At 69.7% G+C, this 24,302-nt stretch carries 23 protein-coding genes and 1 pseudogene; 4 read left to right on the top strand and 20 right to left on the bottom strand.

Annotation, left to right across the window (positions count from 1 at the left end; translation table 11 throughout):
- Window positions 1-395: 395 nt before the first annotated feature.
- Genes OG978_RS06085 through OG978_RS06025 form a run of 14 tightly spaced genes read right to left on the bottom strand, consistent with a single transcriptional unit; the run spans window position 396 to window position 13,680 of the window.
- A complete protein-coding gene (locus OG978_RS06085) occupies window positions 396-1,145 on the bottom strand; it encodes a DUF6390 family protein (protein WP_326764199.1) in 750 nt (249 codons plus the stop codon).
- Entirely contained in the window at window positions 1,146-2,234 is a 1,089-nt protein-coding gene (gene hypE, locus OG978_RS06080; protein ID WP_326764198.1) for a hydrogenase expression/formation protein HypE, read from the bottom strand.
- Between the two features lie 8 nt (window positions 2,235-2,242).
- Window positions 2,243-3,346, bottom strand: a complete 1,104-nt coding sequence (hypD, locus tag OG978_RS06075; RefSeq protein WP_326764197.1) for a hydrogenase formation protein HypD — start codon at window positions 3,344-3,346, stop codon at window positions 2,243-2,245.
- On the bottom strand, window positions 3,343-3,639 hold the full coding sequence (locus tag OG978_RS06070) for a HypC/HybG/HupF family hydrogenase formation chaperone (RefSeq protein WP_326764196.1): 297 nt from the start codon (window positions 3,637-3,639) through the stop codon (window positions 3,343-3,345). Before OG978_RS06070 ends, hypD begins: the two co-directional genes overlap by 4 nt.
- A gap of 57 nt (window positions 3,640-3,696) precedes the next feature.
- The gene (hypF, locus tag OG978_RS06065) at window positions 3,697-6,249 is read right to left on the bottom strand and encodes a carbamoyltransferase HypF (protein ID WP_326764195.1); all 2,553 of its coding nucleotides are present in this window, start codon (window positions 6,247-6,249) and stop codon (window positions 3,697-3,699) included.
- 2 nt (window positions 6,250-6,251) lie between these two features.
- Window positions 6,252-6,782: a hydrogenase maturation protease gene (locus OG978_RS06060; RefSeq protein WP_326764194.1), complete on the bottom strand. Its 531-nt coding sequence runs from the start codon at window positions 6,780-6,782 to the stop codon at window positions 6,252-6,254.
- 7 nt (window positions 6,783-6,789) lie between these two features.
- Window positions 6,790-7,002 carry a hypothetical protein gene (locus OG978_RS06055; protein WP_326764193.1) on the bottom strand — a complete coding sequence of 71 codons (213 nt, stop codon included), beginning with the start codon at window positions 7,000-7,002 and terminating at the stop codon, window positions 6,790-6,792.
- Between the two features lie 35 nt (window positions 7,003-7,037).
- Window positions 7,038-7,157 (bottom strand): DUF6893 family small protein, encoded by a 120-nt coding sequence (locus tag OG978_RS48245; RefSeq protein ID WP_442817660.1) that lies wholly within the window; start codon window positions 7,155-7,157, stop codon window positions 7,038-7,040.
- Window positions 7,154-8,557, bottom strand: coding sequence for a hypothetical protein (locus OG978_RS06050; RefSeq protein WP_326764192.1), 1,404 nt, complete (start codon window positions 8,555-8,557; stop codon window positions 7,154-7,156). Before OG978_RS06050 ends, OG978_RS48245 begins: the two co-directional genes overlap by 4 nt.
- Window positions 8,554-9,195 (bottom strand): DUF6084 family protein, encoded by a 642-nt coding sequence (locus OG978_RS06045; protein ID WP_072486392.1) that lies wholly within the window; start codon window positions 9,193-9,195, stop codon window positions 8,554-8,556. Before OG978_RS06045 ends, OG978_RS06050 begins: the two co-directional genes overlap by 4 nt.
- Window positions 9,192-9,845, bottom strand: a complete 654-nt coding sequence (locus tag OG978_RS06040) for a DUF5947 family protein (RefSeq protein WP_326764191.1) — start codon at window positions 9,843-9,845, stop codon at window positions 9,192-9,194. Before OG978_RS06040 ends, OG978_RS06045 begins: the two co-directional genes overlap by 4 nt.
- A complete protein-coding gene (locus tag OG978_RS06035) occupies window positions 9,842-10,786 on the bottom strand; it encodes a NifU family protein (protein ID WP_326764190.1) in 945 nt (314 codons plus the stop codon). Before OG978_RS06035 ends, OG978_RS06040 begins: the two co-directional genes overlap by 4 nt.
- Window positions 10,786-12,579 (bottom strand): nickel-dependent hydrogenase large subunit, encoded by a 1,794-nt coding sequence (locus tag OG978_RS06030; protein ID WP_326764189.1) that lies wholly within the window; start codon window positions 12,577-12,579, stop codon window positions 10,786-10,788. Before OG978_RS06030 ends, OG978_RS06035 begins: the two co-directional genes overlap by 1 nt.
- A 45-nt stretch (window positions 12,580-12,624) precedes the next feature.
- Window positions 12,625-13,680 (bottom strand): hydrogenase expression protein HypE, encoded by a 1,056-nt coding sequence (locus OG978_RS06025; RefSeq protein WP_326764188.1) that lies wholly within the window; start codon window positions 13,678-13,680, stop codon window positions 12,625-12,627.
- Window positions 13,681-13,939: 259 nt separating this feature from the next.
- Here OG978_RS06025 and OG978_RS06020 point away from each other — a divergent pair, with 259 nt between their 5' ends.
- A complete protein-coding gene (locus OG978_RS06020; protein ID WP_326764187.1) occupies window positions 13,940-14,269 on the top strand; it encodes a hydrogenase maturation nickel metallochaperone HypA/HybF in 330 nt (109 codons plus the stop codon).
- Window positions 14,270-14,272: 3 nt separating this feature from the next.
- Complete coding sequence (gene hypB / locus OG978_RS06015) at window positions 14,273-15,058, top strand: hydrogenase nickel incorporation protein HypB (protein ID WP_326764186.1); 786 nt, start codon at window positions 14,273-14,275, stop codon at window positions 15,056-15,058.
- 22 nt (window positions 15,059-15,080) lie between these two features.
- Here hypB and OG978_RS06010 read toward each other — a convergent pair whose 3' ends face one another.
- The gene (locus OG978_RS06010) at window positions 15,081-16,766 is read right to left on the bottom strand and encodes a hydrogenase maturation protein (RefSeq protein ID WP_326764185.1); all 1,686 of its coding nucleotides are present in this window, start codon (window positions 16,764-16,766) and stop codon (window positions 15,081-15,083) included.
- 526 nt (window positions 16,767-17,292) lie between these two features.
- On the opposite strand from OG978_RS06010, the gene OG978_RS06005 reads away from it, so the two are divergent.
- Entirely contained in the window at window positions 17,293-18,909 is a 1,617-nt protein-coding gene (locus tag OG978_RS06005; RefSeq protein WP_326764184.1) for a phosphodiester glycosidase family protein, read from the top strand.
- 157 nt (window positions 18,910-19,066) lie between these two features.
- The gene (locus OG978_RS06000; RefSeq protein ID WP_442817824.1) at window positions 19,067-19,993 is read left to right on the top strand and encodes an alpha/beta hydrolase; all 927 of its coding nucleotides are present in this window, start codon (window positions 19,067-19,069) and stop codon (window positions 19,991-19,993) included.
- A 116-nt stretch (window positions 19,994-20,109) separates the two neighbouring features.
- On the opposite strand, the pseudogene OG978_RS05995 reads toward OG978_RS06000, so the two are convergent.
- The 5 genes and pseudogenes from OG978_RS05995 to OG978_RS05975 form a co-directional block, all read right to left on the bottom strand.
- Window positions 20,110-20,365: pseudogene (locus tag OG978_RS05995) on the bottom strand (NAD+ synthase); the annotation flags it as partial.
- Window positions 20,366-20,405: 40 nt separating this feature from the next.
- Window positions 20,406-20,864: a CBS domain-containing protein gene (locus OG978_RS05990; protein ID WP_326764182.1), complete on the bottom strand. Its 459-nt coding sequence runs from the start codon at window positions 20,862-20,864 to the stop codon at window positions 20,406-20,408.
- Between the two features lie 125 nt (window positions 20,865-20,989).
- Entirely contained in the window at window positions 20,990-21,997 is a 1,008-nt protein-coding gene (gene sbnA, locus OG978_RS05985) for a 2,3-diaminopropionate biosynthesis protein SbnA (protein WP_326769947.1), read from the bottom strand.
- Window positions 21,998-22,209: 212 nt separating this feature from the next.
- Entirely contained in the window at window positions 22,210-23,280 is a 1,071-nt protein-coding gene (gene sbnB / locus OG978_RS05980) for a 2,3-diaminopropionate biosynthesis protein SbnB (RefSeq protein ID WP_326764181.1), read from the bottom strand.
- Window positions 23,277-24,281, bottom strand: a complete 1,005-nt coding sequence (locus OG978_RS05975) for a TauD/TfdA family dioxygenase (RefSeq protein WP_326764180.1) — start codon at window positions 24,279-24,281, stop codon at window positions 23,277-23,279. The genes sbnB and OG978_RS05975 overlap by 4 nt, the downstream gene beginning before the upstream one ends.
- Window positions 24,282-24,302 lie beyond the last annotated feature (21 nt).

Below are 24,302 nucleotides of genomic sequence, written 5' to 3'. Positions count from 1 at the left end.
TGCAGAACCGCGAAGAAGATAACGGGGGCTCACGGGAGCAGACCTTGCAGGAGCGATCCGCCCAAGCTCAGCTCTCGATCGGAAGGCCGATGGGTCACGAGAGGTACCACAAGCTGGGCCAGTACACCCGACGGTTCCTGTGCTTGCTGAATCCGCTGGCTCTGCTCCTCTGATTTCAAGATGAGAGAGGCGCAGCACCACTGTGCGACGCGGCGCCACCACTGTGCGACGCGGCGCCGGCCGGCGTCGACATGGTGCTGCTCCACACGCTGGCGCCGATCCCTGGTCGGGGCCGGTCTCGCGGCGGTGGGTTCTGGCGCACGTGGCGGAGGGGCAGGCGGGGCGGTACGGTCACGCCGACCAGCTGCGTCAGAATTCGATGGAGCCGTCGGCCATCAGCCCGGAGCGCCGTGGATGCCGATGCTCGGTTCGGAGGGCGAGAGGCCCAAGTCGGTGCGTCGGCGGTCCTCAAGGAATTCGATGCGCCGGGCCTGTTCGTCGGTGATCACATCGCACACCCAGTCCCAGTGGAGCGCCACCCGGTCGCCGGCGGACAGCCCGTCGAGCAGCGTCAGTCCACCGGCCGAGCAGCGTACGGTCTCCTCCCGCCACGCGCCGTCGGCCAGCCCCGCGCCGTCCCAGCACAGCGGGCGTGACCGCACGGTCGCGATGTCTCTGTCGGCGGCCACGACCACTCCCGTACGGACGCGGCACTGGTCGAGCACGGACAGGGCGGTCGGATGGCCCATGGACCGCAGCATCGGGGCCCACGGATACACCTCGAACACCTGGAAGCTGTGATGGGCCAGGGCGCGCCGCCCGGCGTCGCGCCAGGTGCCGCCGAGCTGTCCCCGGAACCGGTCGGTCATGCGCTCCACCAGAGCGGCGGGATCGGCCCGGTCCAGCAGCTCGTTGCCGATCCAGTACGCCTCGACCACCCGCACGTCGAGCGGGTCCGCCAGCCCGGCCGTCTCCGCGAGGAACTGGAGATAGCACCAGGCCCCCTCGAACTGCCGGGCGCGCCGCTCGATGTCGGCGGTCGCGTCACGGCGCAGGAGGGCCGCCGCGTCGGCGGGCCCGCAGTAGCCGAGCTCGTTGGGCGGGTAGGCGTATCGCGCGAACAGCAGGGCACCCTCGGCACTCACTCAGCAGATCCTCGGTAGTTGTTCGCCGATCGGCAGCCCGATCACCCGGCTCCCGCCCAGCCCCGTTTTCGCCACGACCATCCCGGCGTGATCCGGAACGCAGCTGCCGATCCGGCAGGCGGACCGGCCCAGGGGATGGGCCTGCATGGCGGCCAGCACCCGGTCCGCGTCCTCGGCCGGGACGATCGCGATCAGTTTGCCTTCGTTGGCCACTTGGAGCGGGTCGAGCCCGAGCAGGCTGCACGCGTCGCGCACCGTGGGCGGCACGGGAAGCAGCCGCTCGACCAGTTCGATGCCCACGTCCGAGGCGCGGGCGATCTCGTTCAGTGAAGCCGAGACGCCCCCGCGCGTGGGGTCCCGGAGCACATGGAGGTCGGTACCGGTGGCGAGCATGGCGGCGACCAGTCCGTGCAGCGCGGCGGTGTCGCTCTCCACCGTCGTGCCGAACTCGAGGCCCTCCCGGCAGCTCATCACGGCCACACCGTGCACGCCGATGTCACCGCTGACGAGCACGGCGTCGCCGGGGAGCGCCCGGCGCGCGTGGATGTCGACACCGGGAGGAATCACGCCGATGCCCGAGGTGTTGAGGTAGACGCCGTCACCACTGCCGTGCTCCACGACCTTCGTGTCCCCGGTGACCAGGCGTACGCCGGCGTCTTCGGCGGCCCGGCCCACGGCCTGCGCGATCCGGCCGAGGTCGCTCAGCGCGGTGCCCTCCGCGAGGATGAAGGCGGTGGACAGGAACAGGGGCGTCGCACCCGACATGGCCAGGTCGTTGACCGTGCCGTTCACCGCCAGCTCACCGATCGACCCGCCGGGGAAGAACATCGGCTTCACCACGAACGAGTCCGTGGAGAAGGCGAGGCGGGTGCCGGAACCGATCGTCAGGACGGCCGAGTCACCGAGGTCGGCGGCGGCCGCGGCACCGTACGCGGGCAGGAACAGGTGCTCGATCAGCTCACCGGACATCGCACCGCCGCCCCCGTGGCCCATGACGACGGACGGGATGTCCCGCAGCGGTACCGGGCAGGCCCACCCCTCGATGTCGAGGTCGGGCACATCATTCACCATGGCGGTCACGTCTTGCATCGCGTCAGTCACTTCACATCGACCAGTTCCAGGCGGCGGTGGGTGTAGTACGCGGCGCACGCGCCCTCGGAGGACACCATGGTCGCGCCGAGCGGGTTCCTCGGCGTGCACTCCTTGCCGAACGCCTCGCACAGGTGCGGCTTGATCAGGCCCTGGAGGACCTCGCCCGAGCGGCAGAGCGACGACTCGGCGGTGTAAATGTCCGTCACGTCGAACCGCTGCTCCGCGTCGAACACCCGGTACTTCTCGGAGAGCCGCCAGCCGCTGCGGGGAATCGCCCCGATGCCGCGCCAGGTCCGGTCGGTCACCTCGAAGACATCGGCGAGCATCTCCATGGCGGGCACATTGCCCTCCTCGCGTACGGCTCTGGGGTAGGCGTTCTCCACCTCGTGCCGGCCCGCCTCCAGCTGCACGACGGTCCGGCGGACCCCTTCGAGAATGTCCAGCGGCTCGAAGCCGGTGACCACGATCGGCACCTTGTACTTCCGGGCCAGCGGCGGGTACTCGGCTGTTCCCATCACACTGCACACGTGGCCTGCGGCGAGGAACGCCTGCACCCGGCACGTCGAGGACTCCATGATCGCGGCGATCGCGGGCGGCACCAGCACATGGGACACCAGCAGGGAGAAGTTCCGCACCCCGAGCCGCCGGGCCTGGTACACCGTCATGGCGTTCGCGGGGGCGGTGGTCTCGAACCCGATCCCGAAGAAGACGACTTCGCGGTCAGGGTTCTCCCGGGCGAGCTTCAGCGCGTCGAGGGGCGAGTACACCACGCGTACGTCGCCGCCGGCGCTCTTGACGGAGAACAGGTCCTGGCTGCTGCCGGGCACGCGCAGCATGTCGCCGAACGAGCAGAAGATGACGCCGGGGCGGGCGGCGATCGCCAGCGCCCGGTCGATGGTCTCCAGCGGGGTGACGCAGACGGGACATCCCGGTCCGTGGATCATCTCCACACCGTCCGGCAGCAGTTGGTCGATGCCGTGCCGGATGATCGAGTGGGTCTGGCCGCCGCAGACCTCCATCAGAGCCCACTTCTGCGTGGTGGCCGCGTGGATCTGGTCGATCAGCTTCTTCGCGACATCGGGGTCACTGAACTCGTCGAGATACTTCACCGGCCGACTCCTTCGGGAGATGCACCCTGCTGGGCTGCGCGTTCGAAGCCGTCTCCGAACTCCTCGGCCAGGATGCCGAGCCGCTCGAAGTCGGCAAGGGTGTCCAGGGCCGACCGTTCATCGAGGCGCTGGATGGCGAACCCGACGTGCACGATGACGTATTCACCGACGGTCACATCGGGGATGTACTGGAGGCACACCTCCTTGCGGACCCCGCCGAAATCGACCTCGGCCATCACGGTGCCGTCGACTTCGGCGGTACTGAGGACACGCCCCGGAACAGCCAGACACATGGTCCCTCTCCTCTGTGGATCCCTCTTGAGGTACGGCGGTACGGTCGTGCGGCAGCATCAGCCCGATGCGGCGATCACGAGCTGGCCGAGGGCGATCCCGCCGTCGTTCGGGGGGAGCAGGCGCGGCCGCAGGACGGTGAAGCCTCGTTCGGTCAGGCCGCGTTGCGTCGCCTCGAGCAGTACGGCGTTCTGGAAGACGCCGCCGCTCAGCGCCACGGTGCCGAGGCCGGTGCGCGTGCGGCAGAGGTCCGCGAGGCGGGCGGCCAGAGCGGCGACGGCGGCGTGGAAACGCGCGGCGATCAGCCCGGCCGGAACGCCGTCCCGTACGTCGGACACCACGGCCCGAACGACCGGGCCCGGATCCGCGACGGCGGGTTCGTCCCCCTTTCCGGGCCGGATGCCGAAGCGGTAGCCGCCCTCCGGTGCCGCGGGGCCGGCTGCCGCGGTACGGGCCAGCCCTTCCAGTTCCATGGCCGCCTCCGCCTCGTACGCCACCACGTGCCGGACGCCGGCCAGGGACGCGACCGCGTCGAAGAGCCGGCCCATGCCCGACGTGGGCACGCAGCCGAATCCGGTTGCGAACTGATGGGCCAGCACGTCGCGTTCGGCGGGCGGGCAGGCACGGACTGCGGGCATGTCGTCGACCCAGGGGATGCCGGCCGCGTGCAGATGTGCGAGGGCCATCCGGTACGGCCGCAGCACACTCGCGTCGCCCCCGGCCAGCGGTACGTAACCCAGGTGCGCGGCCCTGCTGAACGACGCGTAGCCGGCTACCAGGACCTCGCCGCCCCAGGCCGCCCCGTCGGCGCCGTGGCCGGTGCCGTCGAAGGCGATGCCGATCACGCGCTCGTCCGCGCCCAGGCCGTGCTCCGCCATCACGGACGCGATGTGCGCGTGGTGGTGCTGCACGGTGCGGACCGGCCGCCCGGCCGCGTGGGCGCGAGCCCAGTCGCCGGAGTGGTAGCCGGGGTGGCGGTCGGCCACCAGCCGGGTGGGCGCCACCCCGGTGAGGTCCTCCAGATGCTTCTCGGTCCGGGTCAGAGCATCGACCGTGGACAGGTCGTCCATGTCGCCGATGTGCTGGCTGAGCCAGGCGTAGCGGCCCTCGGCCAGCGCACAGGTGTTCTTCAGGTCGGCGCCCACGGCGAGCGTCGGGGGCACGTCGAAGGGCAGCGCGAGCGGCAGCGGGGCGTATCCGCGCGAGCGGCGCAGTGGCAGCTCGGCACCGGCGGCCCAGCGGCTGACCGAGTCGTCGCACGGCACATGGATGCGCCGGTCGTGCCGTAGCCAGGCGTCGACCAGCGGTGCCAGGACGGTCAGCGCGTCGCCGTCGTCGGTGACGATCGGCTCGCCCGACAGATTGGCCGACGTCATCACGAGCGCGTCCGGGCCCGGCCGGTCGTCACCGATCCCGAAGAGCAGGACGTGCAACGGGGTGTACGGCAGCAGCAGTCCGAGGTGGGGGCTGCCGGGCGCCACGGCGTCGGACACCCCCGCCCCGGGCCGGGCGGCGTGACGGGGGAGGAGGACGATCGGCCGGCGCCCACCGCTCAGGAGCTCCTCCTCGTCCGCCGTGAGGGTCACCAGCTCACGCGCCACGTCGAGGCCCGGCACCATCACCGCGAACGGTTTGCCACCGCGCTGCTTGCGTCGGCGCAGCTCCGCCACGGCGGCGTCGTCGCGGGCGTCGCACACCAGGTGGTAGCCGCCGAGGCCCTTGACCGCGATGATCCCGCCCTCGGCGAGAAGCTTCCGTGCGGTCCGCAGCGCGTCCGCGTCGTGCGACGGGACCACGCCCTCCTTGCCGACGAGTTCGAGCCGTGGCCCACAGTCGGGACAGGCGATCGGCTGGGCGTGGAAGCGCCGGTCACGCGGGTCCTCGTACTCCGCCCGGCAGGCCCTGCACATCTCGAAGTTCGCCATCGTGGTGGCGGCGCGGTCGTACGGAAGGCCGGTGACGATCGTGAACCGGGGGCCGCAGTGCGTGCACGTGATGAACGGGTGGCGGTAGCGCCGGTTCGACGGATCACCCAGTTCATCGAGGCAGTCCCGGCAGGTGGCGATGTCGGGCGAGACCAGCGTCCTGGCCCGGCCGGACGCGCTGGACCGCTCGATGGTGAAGCCCGTACCGCCGAGGGTCGGCTGGTCGCTCGTACGCACGTCCTCGACGACCGCGAGCGGTGGGGCGTCGGCGCGGAGACGGCTGCCGAACTCCTCCACGGCCCCGGCCGTTCCCTCGACCTCGGCGAGCACTCCGTCGCCGGTGTTCGTCACCGAGCCCGTGAGCAGCAGCTCCGAGGCGGTGACATAGACGAAGGGCCGGAAGCCCACGCCCTGCACGACGCCGCGCACCTCGAATCTGCGCCGGATCCGCTGCTCCCGGCCGCGGCCCATCATCTCCAGTCCCGACAGGGCCTCCCGGGCCTTCGCCCGGTCGATGAGCTCGACGGCGAAGCCCATATGGAGAAGCACCCAGTCGTCGCGACTGGGCGCCTCGTCGAGCATGCCGATGTTGACGCGGCGCCTGGCGCCCTCCACGTCCACCAGAGCCAGCTGGCCCGCATACCCGTCCACGATCTCCACGACACGGCCAGGAATGCCTAGGCACATGATCAGGATCTCCGGGGTTCGGTGCTGTTCACGGACGCGGTCGGTACGGCCGGCACGAGCTGCCGGACCAGGGTGTGCACTGCCTGCATCGCCTCGGGCACCACGCTGTCGACGGCTTCGCTGAGCCCGATGCCCTCCTCGACTCCGGCGGGTGTGCAGCCGACGAGGTAGGTGAGCGGAAGCGTACCGCCCAGTTGATCCAGATTTGCCAGGACAGCAACCGGATTCATCCCGTGGGCGTCGAATTCACCCGAACCGAGGTCCTCCATACCGATGCGGAGCACCGTCACCTCCCCGGGGGCACCGCCCCCCGGGTACGCGTCGACCAGAACCAGCGCGTCGTACCCGTCGAGCAGGTCGTACGCGAGATGCATGCCGCGGATGCCGTAGTCCACCACCCGGACCCGCGGGGGCATCCCGCCGTCGCGGGCCAGCCGGCGCACGACCTCCGGGCCGAAGCCGTCGTCGCCGAGAAACAGATTGCCGATGCCCGCGACCAGCACCCGGGCGGCCGTGTCAGGTTCCTTCGTCATCCTCGGCTCAGCCGCCCCCGGACTGGAGGTCGGGCGATTCCGGGTCCTGAGTCTTCTCCGGCTGTACGGAGGTGCCGGAGCGTCCGTCCGAGGTGCCCGAGGGGCGGTCGGCCGGGCCGCCCGACGGCCGGTCCGAGCCGGTGCCGCGGGACCCCTTCGGGCCCCGTTCCTCCTGCGGCTCCTCCTTGACGCCGCTGTTCTTCTCCGGTGTGTCCGCCATGGGGTGCTCCTCACTCACTTCACTCGGATCGGGATTCACATCGAACGGATGCGCAGGTAGCGGCGGATGTCGGGGATGGACCTGATCCCGACCGCCACGGCGACGAGCGCCACGGCCGTGGTTGCTCCAGCGGCGATGATGCCCAGGGTCTTCATGATCGGTTCTCCTCTCGGTGCTGCGCCGTCTCTTCGGCGCTCAGGGGTGTCAGCTCGTCGGGCGCGAAGTAGAAGTAGCGGCCGTACCAGTCGTGCAGGTCCGACGCGGGGTCGTCGACGAGGACCAGGGCGATGTGCGTACCGCCGTCCACGTCCGAGAGAACCGCGGTCACCCGGGCCACCTGGCCGGCGAAGAACAGATCCTGCGCGTCTGCCCGCCGGGAGGGGTGGACGCGGACCAGGCTGCCATTGGCCACCCGGACCCCGTCGATCACGACCGCGTCGCTTCCGGGCCGTATCGAGGCGTCGGCCGCCGGGTCCCACCAGGGGGCGCCCGCGGTGTCGAAGGCGGCGGGCTCCACATCCTGGACGTCGGCCGCCGGGCCAACGGGAGCCGTGGGCTGCGGCGGGTGCGGGTCGCGCAGCAGGCCGTGCAGCTGCTGGAGGTCGGCGGGCGACATGCCGTCGCACCGGTCGATGATCTCCCGGGCCCGGGGGTCAGTGGCCCTGGCCTCCGCCTTCTCCTCCTCCGTCATGGTCATCACGCGGAGGGTCAGGATCTCGTCGATCTCGGTCGAGTCGAACAGGTCGCCGGGGCTCTGCTCGGCGACCTCCGGGTAGTCGTACAGGATGATCGGCGCACCGAGCAGGGTATCCGTCGTCCCCTTCGGTCCGGCCAGCACGGGCCAGCACCTGCGCTGCCGGCAACGGCCGGCGGCCGCTGCCGCCCCGGCGGGCGGTTCGAGCAGCGAGACGAACTCGGTGTCGTGCGCCCGCAGCAGCAGATGCGCGCCGATCAGCGAGGACCGGATCGCGGCGTCCTTGGTGGCCGCGGGCTCCGGATGCTCGTTGCGCACCGCCACCGAGAGGCGCACGTATCCGTCGTCGACGACGGCCCGCGTGCGGACCCGGACCGCCAGAGGCATCCGCCGTCGCACGATCCGGCCCACCACCACGCCTCGCGCGTCGGTCACCGGCTCGGTGTCCTCGCCGCCCGGGACCTCGTGGACGGCGTCCGCCACCTCCCCCAACGGCAGGGCGGTCAGAACGACTTCACGCTCGACGGCCTCGTCCCAGGACATCACCGACACCCCGTCGACGGTGAGCTGCTCGACCGGTACGTCCACCCCGTCCTCGCCCGTGCTCCGCACCTCGCGGACCTGGAGCTGGAGGAAGCGCAGATGCACGGTGACGGCCGCCGGCCCGTCGTGCGGTGCCAGCAGGCACTGCATTTCCATCTCCGGCTCCTCGCCAAAACTCGCCGCCGTGGCGTGCGGCGGACCGAGGACCCCGAACTGCCAGCGCGACCGGTTCTTGTGCGAGCTCGCCCGGTACGGGTACAGGAGGTACCCCTCGTACAGGACGGCATCGGCGATCGAACGCACCTGGTCAAGACTCACAGGACCACCTCGTCGTGCTCGGCCAGGAGGGCCTGGACCGTCTCGTCCCAGCTGATCAGCCCGCGCCGGGCCCGGAAGTCCGCGAAGCGTGCCAGCACCTCGTGGTCCAGCCGGATCCATCCGGTGTTCGGGTAGTGCGCCGCCACCATGCGTCGCCACACCTCGACCGGCATCGGGTGCCGGGCCTCGCAGTCCCATGGCACCTGCTCGACCCCGAACCCCTTGCTGCCGCGGGTGAAGACCGTGCCGGAGAACATCAGGGCGAGGGGCACTGAACCCTCGCCCAGGGCGTGCAGATAGCGGGAACCGATCACGTCGAAGTCGTATGTGCAGGGCAGGGCGAGATCGACCTCGGTCGCACCGCTGAACCCCTGCACGGTGGTGTCGCAGCTCATCCACTGGAACGGCTTGAGGGTGTCCGTCCAGCGGTCCCGGCCGCCGAACAGCGCCACCAGGCCGCTCTGTTCGGCCTCGTCGTAATGGCGCCGCTGTGGCTCGATGCGGACCTGGCAGTGCAGCGCGATGGCGTGGATCCGCCGGCCCGTCCGTTCCTCGATCCGCAGCCGCGCGGTCAGCTGCGGAGCGGCCGCGTACGGCTCGGCGACGACGTCGAGCACGGAGAACGCGAAGTCGTTCACGGTGCCCCGATCCCCGCGGCGGGCCGGCTGTGGTCCGCCACCCGCGCGAAGAAGCCGTCCATCGCGGCACGGGCCTCGGGGCCACCGTCGAACCCGCGCCACAGCGAGCGCAGTTGCCCCACCAGCTCGTAACAGGCGTCGATCGGCACCAGATGGCACGAACCATCGCTCTCCGCCGTACGCCGGATCAGCAGCGCCTCCACGTCCGGACGCAGCACGGCGAGCTCCGGGCTCGACTCGACGACGGCCGCCCAGGCATCCAGCGGCAGTTCCGACTCGGTGGCCCCGGCGGGCCCGGGGTAGAACGCAACCATCCGGTCCTGGACGGAGTTGCGGAACAGGAAGGCGAGCCCCACGGGAATCTGCAACTCGTCCCAGGCGCGCCCGTCCACGGTCAGCCCGGCGAAGTGCAGATAGCGCTCGGGGACCGCCCGGTAGCGCAGCTCCGCGTTCTCGTCGGTGAACAGCAGATAGCAGGCCCGGCAGCCGCACATCAGGGCGCGGCTATCGAGGTTCACCACATGGGGGTGGCTCTCGCCGATCGGTTCCGCGCACATCTCGCAGCGCTCACCGGCGGGCGGCCGTGGCCGGTTGCGCCTGAGCCGCAGCAGGGTGGAGGCCGGCGAGGCGGAACGGCCGGCGGCGATCACGGCGCCACCGCCGCGGGGACCGACACCGAGACCGCGGCACCGTCCGACAGCAGGGGCAGCGGCGTCAGATGCCCGCCGTCCTCGTCGAGGCAGACCCCGGCCCGTCGCACGTCGTAGTGCGCATGGCAGCCGGCGCAGCGCAGGATCGCGTCACCGGAGCTCCCGCCCAGCCGCCGTGCCAGTGTGGCGCCGTCGAACGGCCGCTCGCAGCGTGCGCACCGGTCCTCGAAGGCGAAGAGACCCGCACCCGCGCGGCACGCCACCACCGGCATCCTGCCGACGTCGACCCGCGTCACTGCGCCGGACTCCAGCCCCGACAGCTCGGGCACGACCTTCCACGACGCGCCGTCGTCGCCGGCCGTCCCGGACTCCGCGTGCAGCCGGGCGAACAGCGAGTCCACCGGCACCAGCGGCCCCGCTGCCCCGGCGTCCTCGTCGGCCGCGGTCTCGACCTCGATCGAGGTGATCTCCGGCGCCGCCGCCTCCACAGCACCCTGCACGGCCAGCTTGAGCGTGACCGAGGACGACGGGCAGCCGTCACAACTGCCCAGCAGCCTCAACCGGACGGTGCCCTCGTCGGTGACGGCGAGCAGCTCCACATCACCGCCGTGCGACCCCAGATACGGTCGTACGCTCTCCAGCGCCCGCTCGACCCGGGTCTCCACGCCGTATGGATGCAGCCCGTGCACCAGCAGGACGCCGGCCACCAGCTCGTCGTCGGCCAGGGCGGCCAGGACGTCGTCGTCCAGTCGCCCCTGCTCGTGCACAAGGTCGAGCAGCCGTTCCAGCCCGGCACCGTAGAAGTCGGTGACGAGCCGGACCAGTTCCTCGCTGCGCTCGCGGGCGACCGCGCCGCCCGAGCCGCTGGCGGCGATCAGGGTGTCGATGCGTTCACCGGTCGTCCGCCAGTCGGGCGTGGCCGGGGACTCCTCCCGCGCCATCACTCACTGCCCGCGGACTGGGTGGGGGAGTGCAGAAGTTCCAGCTTCTTGCCCTCGCCGAGATACATGTGTACACCGCAGGGCAGACAGGGGTCGAAGCTGCGCACCGTGCGCATGATGTCGATGCCCTTGAAGTGCTCCCGGTCGTTCTCCTCGAAGATCGGCTGGCCCTGCACGGCGTCCTCGTAGGGGCCGGGCGTGCCGTACGTGTCGCGGGGGCTCGCATTCCACGGAGTCGGCGGGTACGGGTGGTAGTTGGCGATCTTGCCGTCCCGGATCACCATGTGGTGGGAGAGGACACCGCGGACCGCCTCGCTGAACCCGCAGCCCACGCTCTCCTCGGGCACCTCGAACTTCTCCCAGGTCTTGGTGTTCCCGGAGCGGATCTCCACGAGCGCCTTCTCCGCGAAGTGAAGCGCGCAGGCGGCCGCGTAGGCCTGGAAGTAGCTGCGCGCACGGTTGCGCTCGATGGTGTTGCTCCACTTCGGGACGTGCCACTCCAGCTCCACCGGCCCCTTGAGGGCGGTCTTGGGGAGGTTGATCTTGACGCTGTGGCCGGTGGCCTGGATGTAGCCGATGTCGATCAGACCGGCCAGCGCGGTGGTCCACAGCCGCGCGAGCGGCCCGCCGCCCGTGTCGAGCGCCAGGTAGTCCTTGCCGTCGAACCACCGGGGTGACATGACCCAGCTGTACTTGTCGTCCAGGTCCCGCTTCTGCGGCTGCGGGTTGGTGTGCTGGTTCCACGGGTGGCGCCGGTCCACCGGATTGCCGAGGGGGTCGTGGGAGACGAAGGTCTCCTGCTCGTCCCAGTCGTTGTAGTACGACGAACCGAGCAGGATCCGGATGCCGAGGTTGATCTTCACCAGGTCGGTGGTGACCAGCTTCCCGTCGACGACGACACCGGGGGTGACGTACATCTTCCGGCCCCAGTCGGTCATGTCCTTGTACTCGAAGTTGCAGTGCTCCGGGTCCTGGAAGGAGCCCCAGCAGCCCAGCAGGATGCGCCGGTTGCCGACCTGTTCGTACCCCGGCAGGGCTTCGTAGAAGAAGTCGAAGAGATCGTCGTGCATCGGCACGACCTTCTTCATGAACTCGACGTACCGCTGGAGGCGGGTGATGTAGTCCGTCATCAGCTGGATGGTCGCCACGGTGCCGACCCCGCCGGGATAGAGCGTGGAGGGGTGGACGTGCCGGCCCTCCATCAGGCAGAACATCTCCCGGGTCATCCGGCTGACCTGGAGCGCCTCGCGGTAGAACTCGCCGGTGAACGGATTCAGCGATCGCATGATGTCGCCGATCGTCTTGTATCCGTGCGCGTCGGCGTGCGGGGAGGGGGTGCGGTTGGCCTGTTCCAGCACCCCGGGGTTGGTCTCCGCGACCATCTTCTCGCAGTAGTCGACCCCGACCAGGTTCTCCTGGAAGATGTTGTGGTCGAACATGTACTCTGCGGCCTCGCCGAGATTCACGATCCATTCGCCGAGGTGCGGCGGCTTCACCCCGTACGCCATGTTCTGCGTGTAACAGGAACATGTAGCGTGGTTGTCACCGCAGATTCCGCAGATGCGACTCGTGATGAAGTGCGCGTCCCGCGGGTCCTTTCCCTTCATGAAGACCGAATAGCCCCGGAAGATGGAGCTGGTGCTGTGACACTCGGCGACCACTTTCTGCTTGAAGTCGATCTTCGTGTAGATACCCAGGCTGCCGACGATCCGGGTGATGGGATCCCACGCCATTTCGACCAGGTCGTTCTTTCCCTGGCCGCCTCCGGCACCTTTGTGCTGCGTCGCGGTCATTGGCCGCCTCTTCTTTCTGTCCGTTGCGGTGGTGTACGCGGTCACTCACCAGGTGCGTGTGGCGCCGGTCGTGAGTTTCCTGCCGGGCTTACGCCATTTCGGTTCGCGGTCCAGGGTGTGGGTGGTGAGCTGGCGCAGCCGCCGCATCGTCGACCCGTACAGCCCGACCGCGTTGGTCGAGAGCTTTCCTCCGGGGGGCTCGTCCATGAACGGCATGAACTTGTCCGGGAACCCGGGCATGGTGCAGCCGATGCAGATGCCACCGACGTTGGGGCAGCCGCCGATGCCGTTCATCCAGCCGCGCTTGGGCACGTTGCACTTGACCGCGGGGCCCCAGCAGCCCAGCTTGACGATGCACTTCGGCGAGCCGTACTCCGTCGCGAAGTCGGCCTGCTCGTAGTATCCGGCTCGGTCGCAGCCCTCGTGGACCGTCGACCCGAACAGCCACGTCGGCCGCAGCGCGTCGTCGAGCGGGATCATCGGGGCCTGGTCGGTGGCCATGTAGAGCAGGTAGGTGAGCGTCTCCGAGAGGTTGTCCGGCTGGATCGGGCACCCGGGGACGCACACGATCGGGATGCCGGCCTTGGACTTCCAGTCCCAGCCCAGGTAGTCGGGAACCCCCATTGCGCCGGTCGGGTTGCCCGCCATGGCATGGATGCCGCCGTACGTCGCGCAGGTGCCGGCCGCGACGACCGCGGTCGCCTTCGGAGCCAGCCGGTCGAGCCACTCGCTGGTCGTCATCGGCTGGCCGGTGGCGGGATCGTTGCCGAATCCGCACCAGTAACCCTCGTCGTGCAGCCGCTCGTTCGGAATGGATCCCTCTACCACCAGAACGAACGGTTCCAGTTCTCCGCGATCGGCCTTGAAGAACCATTCGAGAAAATCATCGGCGCCGCCGTTCGGACCGCATTCGAAATCGATGAGCGGCCAGTGGACGGCGACCTGCGGAAGTCCCGGCAGGGCGCCGAGCGCGATCTCCTCGATGCTCGGCTGCGTGGCGGCGGTCAGGGAGACGGAATCGCCGTCACAGCTCAGTCCTGCGTTGATCCACAGCACGTGGATCAGTGTGTCCTCCGCCTTTACCGCTTCCTCTGTCGGCATGGCAGTGTCGCCTTTCAGGATGACGGCCTACCGGCCATCGGCCCCCACGGGTGGGTATGCGCACATTGCTACCATCACGCCTCGATTCACGGGCACCGGCAACAGGGGAATTCGCCGTCCCGCCGCGTCACCGGGGCCCGAATGACGGCATACGGTGGGCCGCTCGGGTGGTCCGGGCGGGGGACCGGTCCCGTCGGACGGTGCCACGGTCCTCCCGTGGCCCTACGGTCGGAGCCACCCGCGGAAGGACGAGGCACCGGTGCACGAGCTGGCCATCACACAGAGCGTCGTCGACTCGGTGTGCGAACGCGCCGAGGGGCGTCCGGTCCGATCGGTCCGCGTCCGCGTCGGCGTGCTCACGGCCGTGGTGCCCGACTCGATGCGGTTCTGCTTCGGCCTGGTCACGGAGGGAACGGCCGCCGAGGGTGCGCAGTTGGAGATCGACCAGCCGCCCGGCGCCGGCCGCTGCCGCACCTGTGCCGTCGAATTCACCCTGACCGACCTGATTCTGCTGTGTCCCTGCGGCAGCGCGGATGTGCAGATCACATCGGGACAGGAACTGCAGATCGTCTCCATGGAAGTGGGCTGAACCATGTGCGGTACCTGCGGCTGTGCCGAGGAGTCCGGCGGGACCAGGATCGTGATGCTGCGGGAGGATGGTGCACCGGACCACGGACATCCGCATCCGGACCCGCACCCTCATCCGCACGAGCGTCGTCAGCCGAGTGGAGCCGGTGAGACCGTCACCATCGAGCAGAAGGTACTCGCCAAGAACGACCTGCTCGCGGAGCGCAACCGGACGTGGATGGCCGACCGCGGCGTCGTGGCGGTGAATGTGATGAGCTCGCCGGGCGCGGGCAAGACAACCCTGTTGGAACGCGCCGTCACCGACCTCGGCGGCCGCCGGCCGGTGGCCGTCGTTGAGGGCGATCAGGAGACGAGGCTCGACGCCGACCGGATCAGGCGTACGGGCTGCGCCGTGGTGCAGGTGAACACGGGGGCGGGGTGCCACCTCGACGCGGAGATGATGCGGGACGCCCTCACGGCGCTGTCCCCGGCCGAGGGGTCGCTGCTCATGGTGGAGAACGTCGGAAACCTGGTGTGCCCTGCCCTGTTCGACCTGGGGGAGCGCAGCAAGGTCGTGATCATCTCGGTCACCGAGGGCACGGACAAGCCGCTGAAGTACCCGTACATGTTTGCCGCTGCCGACCTGATCCTGATCAACAAGTCCGATCTGCTGCCCTATGTCGACTTCGACGTAGAGCAGTGCGTGCGGCACGCGCGCTCGGTGAACCCGGACGTGTGTGTGCTGACTGTCTCCGCGACCACCGGCGAGGGCCTGGCCCACTGGTACGACTGGCTGGCGAAGCAGCGGTAGCCGCTCCGCCGCCGCATCGCGGTCAGCCCCGGGGGAACGGGGGCTGCGGGACCGCGGTGCCGGACGCTGGGCGCTCCTTGCGGACGAAGGCCCGGCGCAGCCCGTGGTACGGGTGGTGCGGGTCCGCGAAGATGCGGTGCATGCGGACGAGTTCGGCCTCCCGGTACGGGGCCAGGTCGACCCGGTCCCGCTCCTCCTTCTTCGCGTGGATCCGGGACTGCGTCGCGGGCAGGGCTGCCAGGCGGGTCGCCAGGGCGCCGACTTCCGAGTCGAACGACTGAGGGGCGCACGGGATCACCCTGTCGATCAGCCCGAGCCGGTGGGCCGCCGTGGAGCTGACCGGCAGGGCGTCCCGCATGAGCCGGTCGGCCGCTGCCGCACCCACCCGCCGCGGCAGCGTGTACGTCCAGTACTCCGATCCGTACAGCCCCATCCGGCGGTAGTGCGGATTGAATACCGCGCCCGCCCTGCACCACACCTCGTCGGCGGCGAGGGCCAGCATCACCCCACCCGCCGCGGCGTTCCCGGCCAGGGCGGCGACGACGAGCCGGTCCGTGGTGGTCAGCACCGCCTCCACCAGATCGTCCATGGCATTGATGTTGGCCCAGGACTCGGCGCCGGGATCGGCCGCTGCCTCGATCACGTTGAGGTGGATGCCGTTGGAGAAGAAATCCCGGCCGCCGCCGACGACCAGCACCGATGTGGGCCGGGAGCAGGCGAACCGGTAGGCGCGCAGCAGGCGTTGGCACTGCGCCGTGCTCATCGCGCCGCTACGGAACGAGAACGACAGGAAGCCGGTCCCGGCCTCCTCCCGGTAGCCGATCTCGGACCAGGTGTCGTCGTCCCCGGTCCGGTGCAGCGGAGCCGGCCGCTCGGGCACGGCGGACAGCCGCCCGGCCAGCGCCGAGGTGGCGGGGAGCTTGAAGGCGGCCGGGCCGCCCGGCGCCCGCCGTGGCCGCAGCTCGGGAATCCACACCGCGCCGTCGGCGGTCGCCCGGCAGATCGCGCCGTCCCGGGTGGCCACCACATCCCCCGGACGCCCGCTCAGCCGGGACTCGGGATACCCGCCGTGCAGGAACCACTCGCCGCCCAGCAACTCGTCTAGCACCCCGGGCTGGGAGTCCGCCGCCCTGAGTTTGCGGACCACCGTCGCGGTGGAGTCCGACCGCCAGTCGATGCGACGCAGCGACTGGCGGAACAGGGGGCGGCAGCCTTCGCCGGCGCCGGAGGCCTGTGGCGCAGGGGTGTACGTCCCCGACGCGAAGCGTCCGACCGCCAGGAGCACCGCCTCCACGGCGGCGTCCGAGATCTCGTTACGGTACAGGTCGCTCTTGCCCAACGGGGGCAGTGGACAGGCCACGGACGCCCAGACATCGCCCGCGTCCATCTCCGCGTTCGCCTGAAGTACGGTGACGCCCCAGCGGTCCGCTCCCTCGTGGACGGCCCAGTCCAGGGAGGAGGGCCCGCGGTCGCCGACCGGCCCCGGATGGACGACGAGACAGGTGTGGACCGACCAGACGTCCCTCGGGATCGCGGTCTTCAGGTACGGCGCCACAACGAGGTCCGGGCACTCCCGGCGGACGGCTTCCCGGACCGGGTCTTCCTCGTACGCGAGCTGCACGGCAACGGAGTGCCCGTGGTCCCTCAGCTCCGCCTGGACACGTTGGGTAAGGCTGTTGAAGGCGCTTGCGACAAGCAGGATGTGCACGGCGATCTCCCGGTGGCTGCGGTCCGTCCTGATCGAGCGTGAGCGTGGACTCCTGCTCAGCGGAACCAACTCGGCGGGAACATGCCGGGAATTCACTCGAAGCGCACAGAACGGACGGGGAGCCGACGCACCGGTGTCCCCAATCCTCATCGAGCGACTGCCAGCGGGTGCAGCGGGTGAGGGACGGGGGGCGACATCGCACCACACTGATCTGCACTGAGTGGCCACGGGCGCCTGCCGGCCAGGATGGCCCACTCACACGTGCCAGGGTAGGCGCGGCGGTCCGCGGAGGGGAGCACTCCGCACTCCACGGACCTACCGCGCCGGCTTCCCCGGCCGGCCTTACCCTGCGCCCTCCGAGCCCGGGAAGGACAAGGATTCCCAGCGTGCCGGAGTGCCCACTTCCGGGAGGCAGGCCGTGTTGTCGAACTGCTCCGAGCGGGCGAGGAGATGGACGTGCACACGTCTTGACTGGTGGTCGCTGCCGCACGCACCGTTGCTGGGCCGTTCTTTCCAAGGGGGGTACGTGAACAGCAAGTTGCTCGGTGCGTGTACGGGTCTGGCCCTCTTCGCCGTGGTGGGCGCCTTGCCGGCGCCTGCCTCCTCCGAGCCGCGGCCGGGGCCGACGCGTGCCCTGCCGCTGGGCGCCGTCGGCTTGACCGAGACCCGTAGCACGCGGACGTTGCAGCCCGGTGTCACCCTCACGCGGATCGTGCGCGGTGCCGACGCCCCGGCGCTTGCGTGGACGGTCGAGGTCTCCATACCCGGCGGCGCCACCTCGCCGGACCCCGACGCGCCGCCGACGGCGCTGAAGGACCGGGCGAGCGCCGACGAGCTGGCTGCCGACTTGCAGGAGGACGGCTTTGACACCCGGGTCGAGGAGGTCACGACTCCGGTGGTCGCCGACTACGCCGGTGGAACGCTTGGATGGCGGGTCCGGGTCGGGCGGTTCGACTCGCAGTCCGCCGGGACGGCGGAGCGCACCCGGCTGAGAGGGTCCGGGTATGCAGGGTCCGTCGTGTACACCGGCTGGGACGGGAACCCGGCGGACCGTGGCCCGTGGCGGATCGACGTGCTCACCATCGACCCGGACCGGTTCCGCGGCGGGCTCAGGGCATCGTACGGGGCCGATCTGGAGAACCGCGAGAAGACCAGCGAGCTGGCAGCCGCCGCCGGCGCGACCGCGGCGGTCAACGGCGGGTTCTTCGTCCTCGACCCGAGCGCTGGAGCACCGGGCGATCCGGCCGGCGTCGGTGTCTACGACGGCCGGCTGCTGAGCGAGCCGGTGAACGGGCGCCCAGGCCTGGTGATGCGCGACTCCGGCCGGCACAGCGGGGTCGCCCGGCTCACCTGGGAGGGACGGGCCGTCGGCCGGGACGCGTCGCAACCTCTGGACGGCGTCGACCGCGTACCGGGCTTGATCAGGAACTGCGGCGGCACCGCCGACGACACTCCGACCCAGCTGCCCCTGCACGACGTGACCTGCACCGACCGCGACGAACTCGTGGCGTTCACGCCGGACTACGGACGGCGGACGCCACAGGGAGACGGCGTGGAAGCGGTACTGGACGCCCGCGGGCGGGTCCTCGAACTCCGCTCACCGCGCGGCGGATCGCTGCCGGCCGGCGGCAGCTCCGTGCAGGCGACCGGCACGCGCGTCGCCGAGCTGGCCACCCTGGCGCAGGTCGGCCGACCCCTACGCATCGAGGGGATGTTGCGGGACGGCAGCGGTCACAAGGTCTCCCCATCACCGGCGACCAGCATCCTCAATGGCGGCCCCGAACTGGTCCGCGACGGGCGGATGCACGTTACGCCTGCCACCGACGGAATGGTGCAGCCCGGCAACGCGAGCTTTTACTACGGCTGGGTGCACAAGCGCAACCCACGCACGCTGGCCGGGGTGGACACCGCCGGCAGGACCGTGTTCGTCACCGCCGACGGACGCAGCACGGACGCGCTCGGGCTGAGCATCCCCGAGAGCGCCGCCGTCGCAAGGACACTCGGCCTGCGCGACGCGGTCAATCTCGACGGCGGCGGGTCGACCACGATGGTGGTCGACGGAGAAGTGATCAACAACCCGTCCGACGCGGCCGGTGAACGCCCTGTCGGGGATGCACTGCTGATCCTGCCGGACCGAGGCTGACCCGGCCCGGTCCGAGAACACCGGAGCCAGCGACCACCGACCACCGGGAGCCGCCATGACCGCCGTCCCACTCCACCGATCCCGCCTCCTGCTCGTCCTTGCCGCGCTGCTGCTCGCCGTCGCATCGACCCCGCCGGCGCTCGCTACCGCGTCGACAATGTCACCTGCCTGGGAGGCGGGCGGGTCGCGGGTCCCGTCCCGGGGTGCCGAGGTCGTCGCGGTCACCCAGGTCGCCGACCGGCAGGTCGACTTGTCGGTGCGTTCACCGGCCCTCGGCGGCCGGACGGTGAACGTACGTCTGCTCACGCCCGATGGCTGGGACCTGGGCGACCGGAGCCGGCACTGGCCGACGCTCTGGCTGCTGCACGGCTGCTGCGGGGACTACACGTCGTGGACCGCTCGTACCGACATCGCGCGGACCGACAGCCTGCGTGACGTCCTCGTGGTCATGCCGGAGGCCGGCTGGAACGGCTGGTACAGCGACTGGTGGAACTACGGCCAGGGCGGTGACCCGGCGTGGGAGACCTTCCACACCAAGGAACTGCGCCTGCTCCTGGAGCACGGCTGGGGGGCGAGCAGGAACCGCGTCGTGGCGGGACTTTCGATGGGTGGCCAGGGCGCCCTGCTGTATGCCGCCCGGCACCCCGGGATGTTCAAGGCGGCCGCGGCGTACTCCGGTTCCGTGCACCCGCTGCTCAACGACGAGTCGACGAACCGCATCATGGGGTTCTTCGCAGGCCAGGGCAACGACCCGCTGAGGGTCTGGGGCGACCCGGTCGCGCAACGTGACGTCTGGGCGGCCCACGACCCGTTCCACCTGGCCAAGCGCCTCACGCCGATCCCCGTCTACCTGTCGTGCGGTGACGGCACCTCCGGCCCCTTGGACCCGCCGGGCAGCACGAGCGCGCTCGAGGCGGACTTCAACAGGCAGAACCAAGCCCTTGCGAGCGAACTCGAACGCAAGGGCGCGAAGCATGTGACCACCAACTTCTACGGACCGGGGACCCATGGCTGGCCGTACTGGCAGCGTGAGCTGCACTCCTCGCTACCGATGCTGCTCCAGGCCCTGAGGGCCGACGGCTGAACGGCCGCGTGCCCGCTGAGGAACAGCCGGCCGTCCATCGCCGCGTTCGAAAGGCCCTTGGTCATCGACGCGAGAACCGGGCGTTCCCGCTCGGTCAGCGTGGCGAGCGGATCGGCTCGCCACGGGCCGGCCAAGAGTTTCGCGGCCACCACCGGGTCCTTGATCGGCGCGTGGGCGCTCCACGAATCGCCGTACGGGGTGGACAATCCACTGCCAACTCGCTCGTGATGCCGGGCGCGAGCACGATGTGGCCCTCCTGGTTGGACCGGCTCATGAGCACCGTCCCGCGCAGCCGTGAGTGCAGGTCTCCTCGGCGAGGCCGGTCACGACCAGCGCCCCCCTCCAGGCGCCGAACATCGGCTCGATCCCGACAGCACAGATCACAATCTGGCCTGTGGGTTTCGGCGAGACCTCAGTCCGTGGACTGGCTGGACGTCCCGGCACTCGCGTATACGCGGCTCGCGAACTCGGCGATCTGTTCGTCGCTCAGATTCTTCGCAAGATTTGCCTCCGTGATCATGCCGACCAGACGGTGGCCTCCCAAGACGTCGATCACCGGCAGCCGCTTGATCTGGTGTTCCTCCATGGTCGTCAGGACGTCGCCGGCGTCTGCTTCGGCATCGATCCAGTGCACCTTGGCCTTGAGCGATCCGGCCTGCACGGTTGCCGGGTCGATGCCCTCGGCGCAGCATTTGACGACGATGTCACGGTCGGTGATCAAGCCTGTGAGCTTGTTGTTGTCGCCGCAGATGGGTAGGCAACCGACGTTCAGATCGCGCATCATCTTCGCCACGTCGAACAGCGACTGGTGCGCACCGACGCACTGCACGCCGCCGGACATGATGTCTCGCGCTCGCAGTTTCTCAGCCATGATTTCCTCCCGTTCCGACAGCGTTGCCTCCTCCGTCATCGATCACAACACGAATGGCTCAACACCGCTCCTCGGAAGCGTCGGCGATACAGGGATCCCGAGCGTCGCGCACGACCCCGGCGGCCCTACCGTATGGTCGGCGGGGGGGCGGCTGCCCAGGAATCGGCGGCCTCCTTGTCGGAGTCGAGCACGTCCTCGCCGTAGAGATCCTGCAGCCAGTTGGTCTGGTAGATGGTGTCGAGGTAGCGCTCGCCGAGGTCCGGGCCGACGGCCACTGCGGTGAGTTCGCGCGCGTCATGCCGGGCCAACCAGTCCGTTGCGCCGCTGATTACCGTGCCGGTGGAGCCGCCGAACAGGAATCCGCGCCTGGCCAGACGATGGCAGGCGCGTATGGTGTCCGCCTCCTCGACACGAATCACCTCGTCGACATAGGACTCGTCGAGCAGCGGCGGGCGCATGCTCATGCCCAGACCGGGAATCATCCGGCGGCCCGGCGAACCGCCGAAGGACACCGAGCCGACGCTGTCCACCGCGATGATCCGCACCGGCCGGTGCCATCCCCGGAAGTAGCGCGCACAGCCCATCAGGGTCCCGGTGGTGCCGGCTCCGACGAACAGCACGTCCAGCTGCGGGAACTGTCGGGCGACCTCTGGCGCGGTCGTGCGGTAGTGCGCCTTCCAGTTGCTCGGATTGGTGTACTGACTGAGCCACACATACCGGTCGTCGGAGGCGCACAGCGCGCGGAGGTAATCGAGCCGCGCGCCGAGAAAGCCGGAGTTGGCCTCCTGTTCGGCGATCACATGCACCTGGCTGCCCAACGCCTCCATCATCATTCTGTTCGACAGATTGCCGCGGGAGTCCGTCACACACAGGAACCGGTATCCCTTGCTCGCCGCGATCACGCTCAGCGCCACGCCGAGGTTTCCGGACGAGGACTCGACCAGGATCGATTCCGGCGTCAGGATTCCATCCCGCTCAGCGGCCTCCACCATCTCGGTCGCGGCCTTCAACTTGATCGAGCCGGCGAAGTTGAAGCCCTCACACTTCAGGAAGAGCGAGTGCCCGAAGATCGACTGGAGGTCGACATAGAGATCCTCTTCGTTGAAGGCGTAGGGAGTGGAAATGACGGGCACCATGGTCTCCTCTGTCTGGAGCAGAGCGCTCTCGGAACCATCCGGCTGTGGGCGGGCTCCTCGCTTGTGCGGGCGAGACCCCGTCTCCAACCGGCGGGACGGGGTCCTGTGTCAGCGGCCGCTGTCTCGTGTGTCAGGACCTGCTGCGACGTGACTGATGGTCTCTCCTGGGATCAGTCTCGAAGAAGGAGCCTCCTGCGCTCCCGGCCGGCTCATCCGTACCGGCTCAGTTCGTGGAAGAAGTCGTCGACGACGTGCAACTCTCCGCAGCGGGCCACTTCGGTGTACACGTACTTGCCCACCGCGAGGTCGAGCACCCCGAGGCCGAAGGGCGAGAACACCACCGGCCGGTCCGTCGGCACCGTCACCCGTCCGGCCATCACGTCGTCCAACGTGCCGTGTAGGAAGTCCCGGTTGCCCGTGAGTTGCTCGGCCAGATGCGGCGACGTGTCGGCCTTGAGGCAGTGCTCGACGTCATCGACGATGTTGGTCGAGGCGAGCAGGATCTCCGGCGCGAGGTCGCGCAGCGACACATGCAGCACCAGCGGATTGTGTGCGAACCATGACAGGTCACTGACGTGCGGTTGACCGGCGACCGTGGCGAAGATGACCATGTCGCTGTTTCGGATCAACTGCTCGGCGCTGTCGTGCACGGTGATCCGGCCGACGGTGTCCGACTGCTCCAGATAGCACCGGAAGCCTGCCGCGCTGTCGGGGGACAGGTCATGTACGCCGATCTCGTCGAACGACCAGCCGGTGCTGACCAGGAAGGTGTGGATGTAGCGGGCGATCAAGCCCACCCCGAAGAACCCGACGCGCGTCGGTCGCGTCCGGTCACGGCTGAGCCAGTCGGCCGCCGACGCCGCCGACGCGGCCGTCCGGGTGGCGCTGATGATCGAACTCTCCAGACAGGCGAACGGGTAGCCGGTGTCGTGGTCGTTGAGGATCAGCACCGCCGATGCCCTTGGGATGCCGGCCGTCACGTTCTCCGGGAAGCTGGAGATCCACTTCAGGCCGTCCACCCGTGTCTTCCCGCCGATCGAGGCGGGCAGCGCGATGATCCGGGAGGACGGGCGGTCGGGGAAACGCAGGAAGTACGACGGCGGGTTCACCGAATCACCGGCGCCGTGCACCCGGTAGGTGGCCTCGACCAGCTCCGTGATCCGCTTCTCGCATCCGTGCAGCGTGCGCTGGACCTGGGCACCGGAGATCACCGCGAACGGTGGCACGGTGATCGGTGCGACCCTTGCGGGCTCTCTCGCGGTGGAATCGACAGTGGTCATCGCGTAGCCACCTCTACGGTCGGCGAGCAGTCGTCCAGACGCACCGGTTCGGCCATGGCGACGAGCACCTCGCGCGGTCCCTCGAAGGGCTCTCTGCTGTGCGCTGTGCGGACGTTGTCGACGAGCATCAGGTCGCCGGCCTGCCACGGTTCGCGTGCGGTGTTCGCCTCGTAGACGCTGTTGAGTAGCTGCACGACGTCCTCGCCGATCGGGTCGCCGTTGCCGAAGCGGGTGTTGAACGGCAGCCCGTCGGCGCCGTAGACGTCCACCAGGTACTCGTGCACCTCGGGGGCCATCGTCCACTCGTTGAGGAACGCGATCTGGTTGAACCAGCAGCGTCGGCCGGTGACCGGGTGGCGCACCACGGCGCTGCGGCGCTGTCTGGTGCGCAGTCCACCGTCGGGCTGCCACTCGAACGTGATCGCGTTGGCGCGGCAGTAGCGCTCGACGGCGCCCCGGTCCTCGGTTCCGAAGGCCTCGGCGACGGACGCGCCGATCTCGTCGTTGTAGCTGCGGGTCAGCAGCCAGCCCTCGCGCTCGAACCGCTCGGTCAACTCGGTGGGCAGCGCGGCGAGCACGGTCGGTGAGTCGGCCACCGCAGTCGCCCCGCCGTCGGTGGGAGCGCTGAGACAGGCGAACATCATCAGGCCGGGGAACTCAAGCGTGTAGCTCAGTTCGTGGTGCATGCACATTGGCTGGTTCGGCGGCCACTTCGATGAGGAGTACACCCCGTCGGAGTAGGCCTGCCGGGGTGCGAAGGCCTCCCGCTCGGTCATCAGACCGGAGGCCAGCTTCGAGAAGACGGCTCCGGTCTCGGCCGCGTCACGCAGCCCGAGGCCGCGGACCAGGACCGAACCGTGCTCGGCGACGACTGCGCGCAGGGCGTCCCGGTGCTCGGCCGCCCACGCCGACGTGTCGCCGGTGACCTCGGCCCGCAGCCGTGGGGGTTTGCCGGATTCCAGTTCCACGTCGACCAGCGACGTCGTGGATGTGGATGACATCTCGATCTCCTTTCAACTGAC

It is taken from the genome of Streptomyces sp. NBC_01591, from assembly GCF_035918155.1.
In the GTDB taxonomy this organism is placed as follows: Bacteria; Actinomycetota; Actinomycetes; order Streptomycetales; family Streptomycetaceae; genus Streptomyces.
The sequence above is the reverse complement of the archived record's forward strand: the minus strand, read 5'-3'. Positions and strand labels throughout refer to the sequence as shown.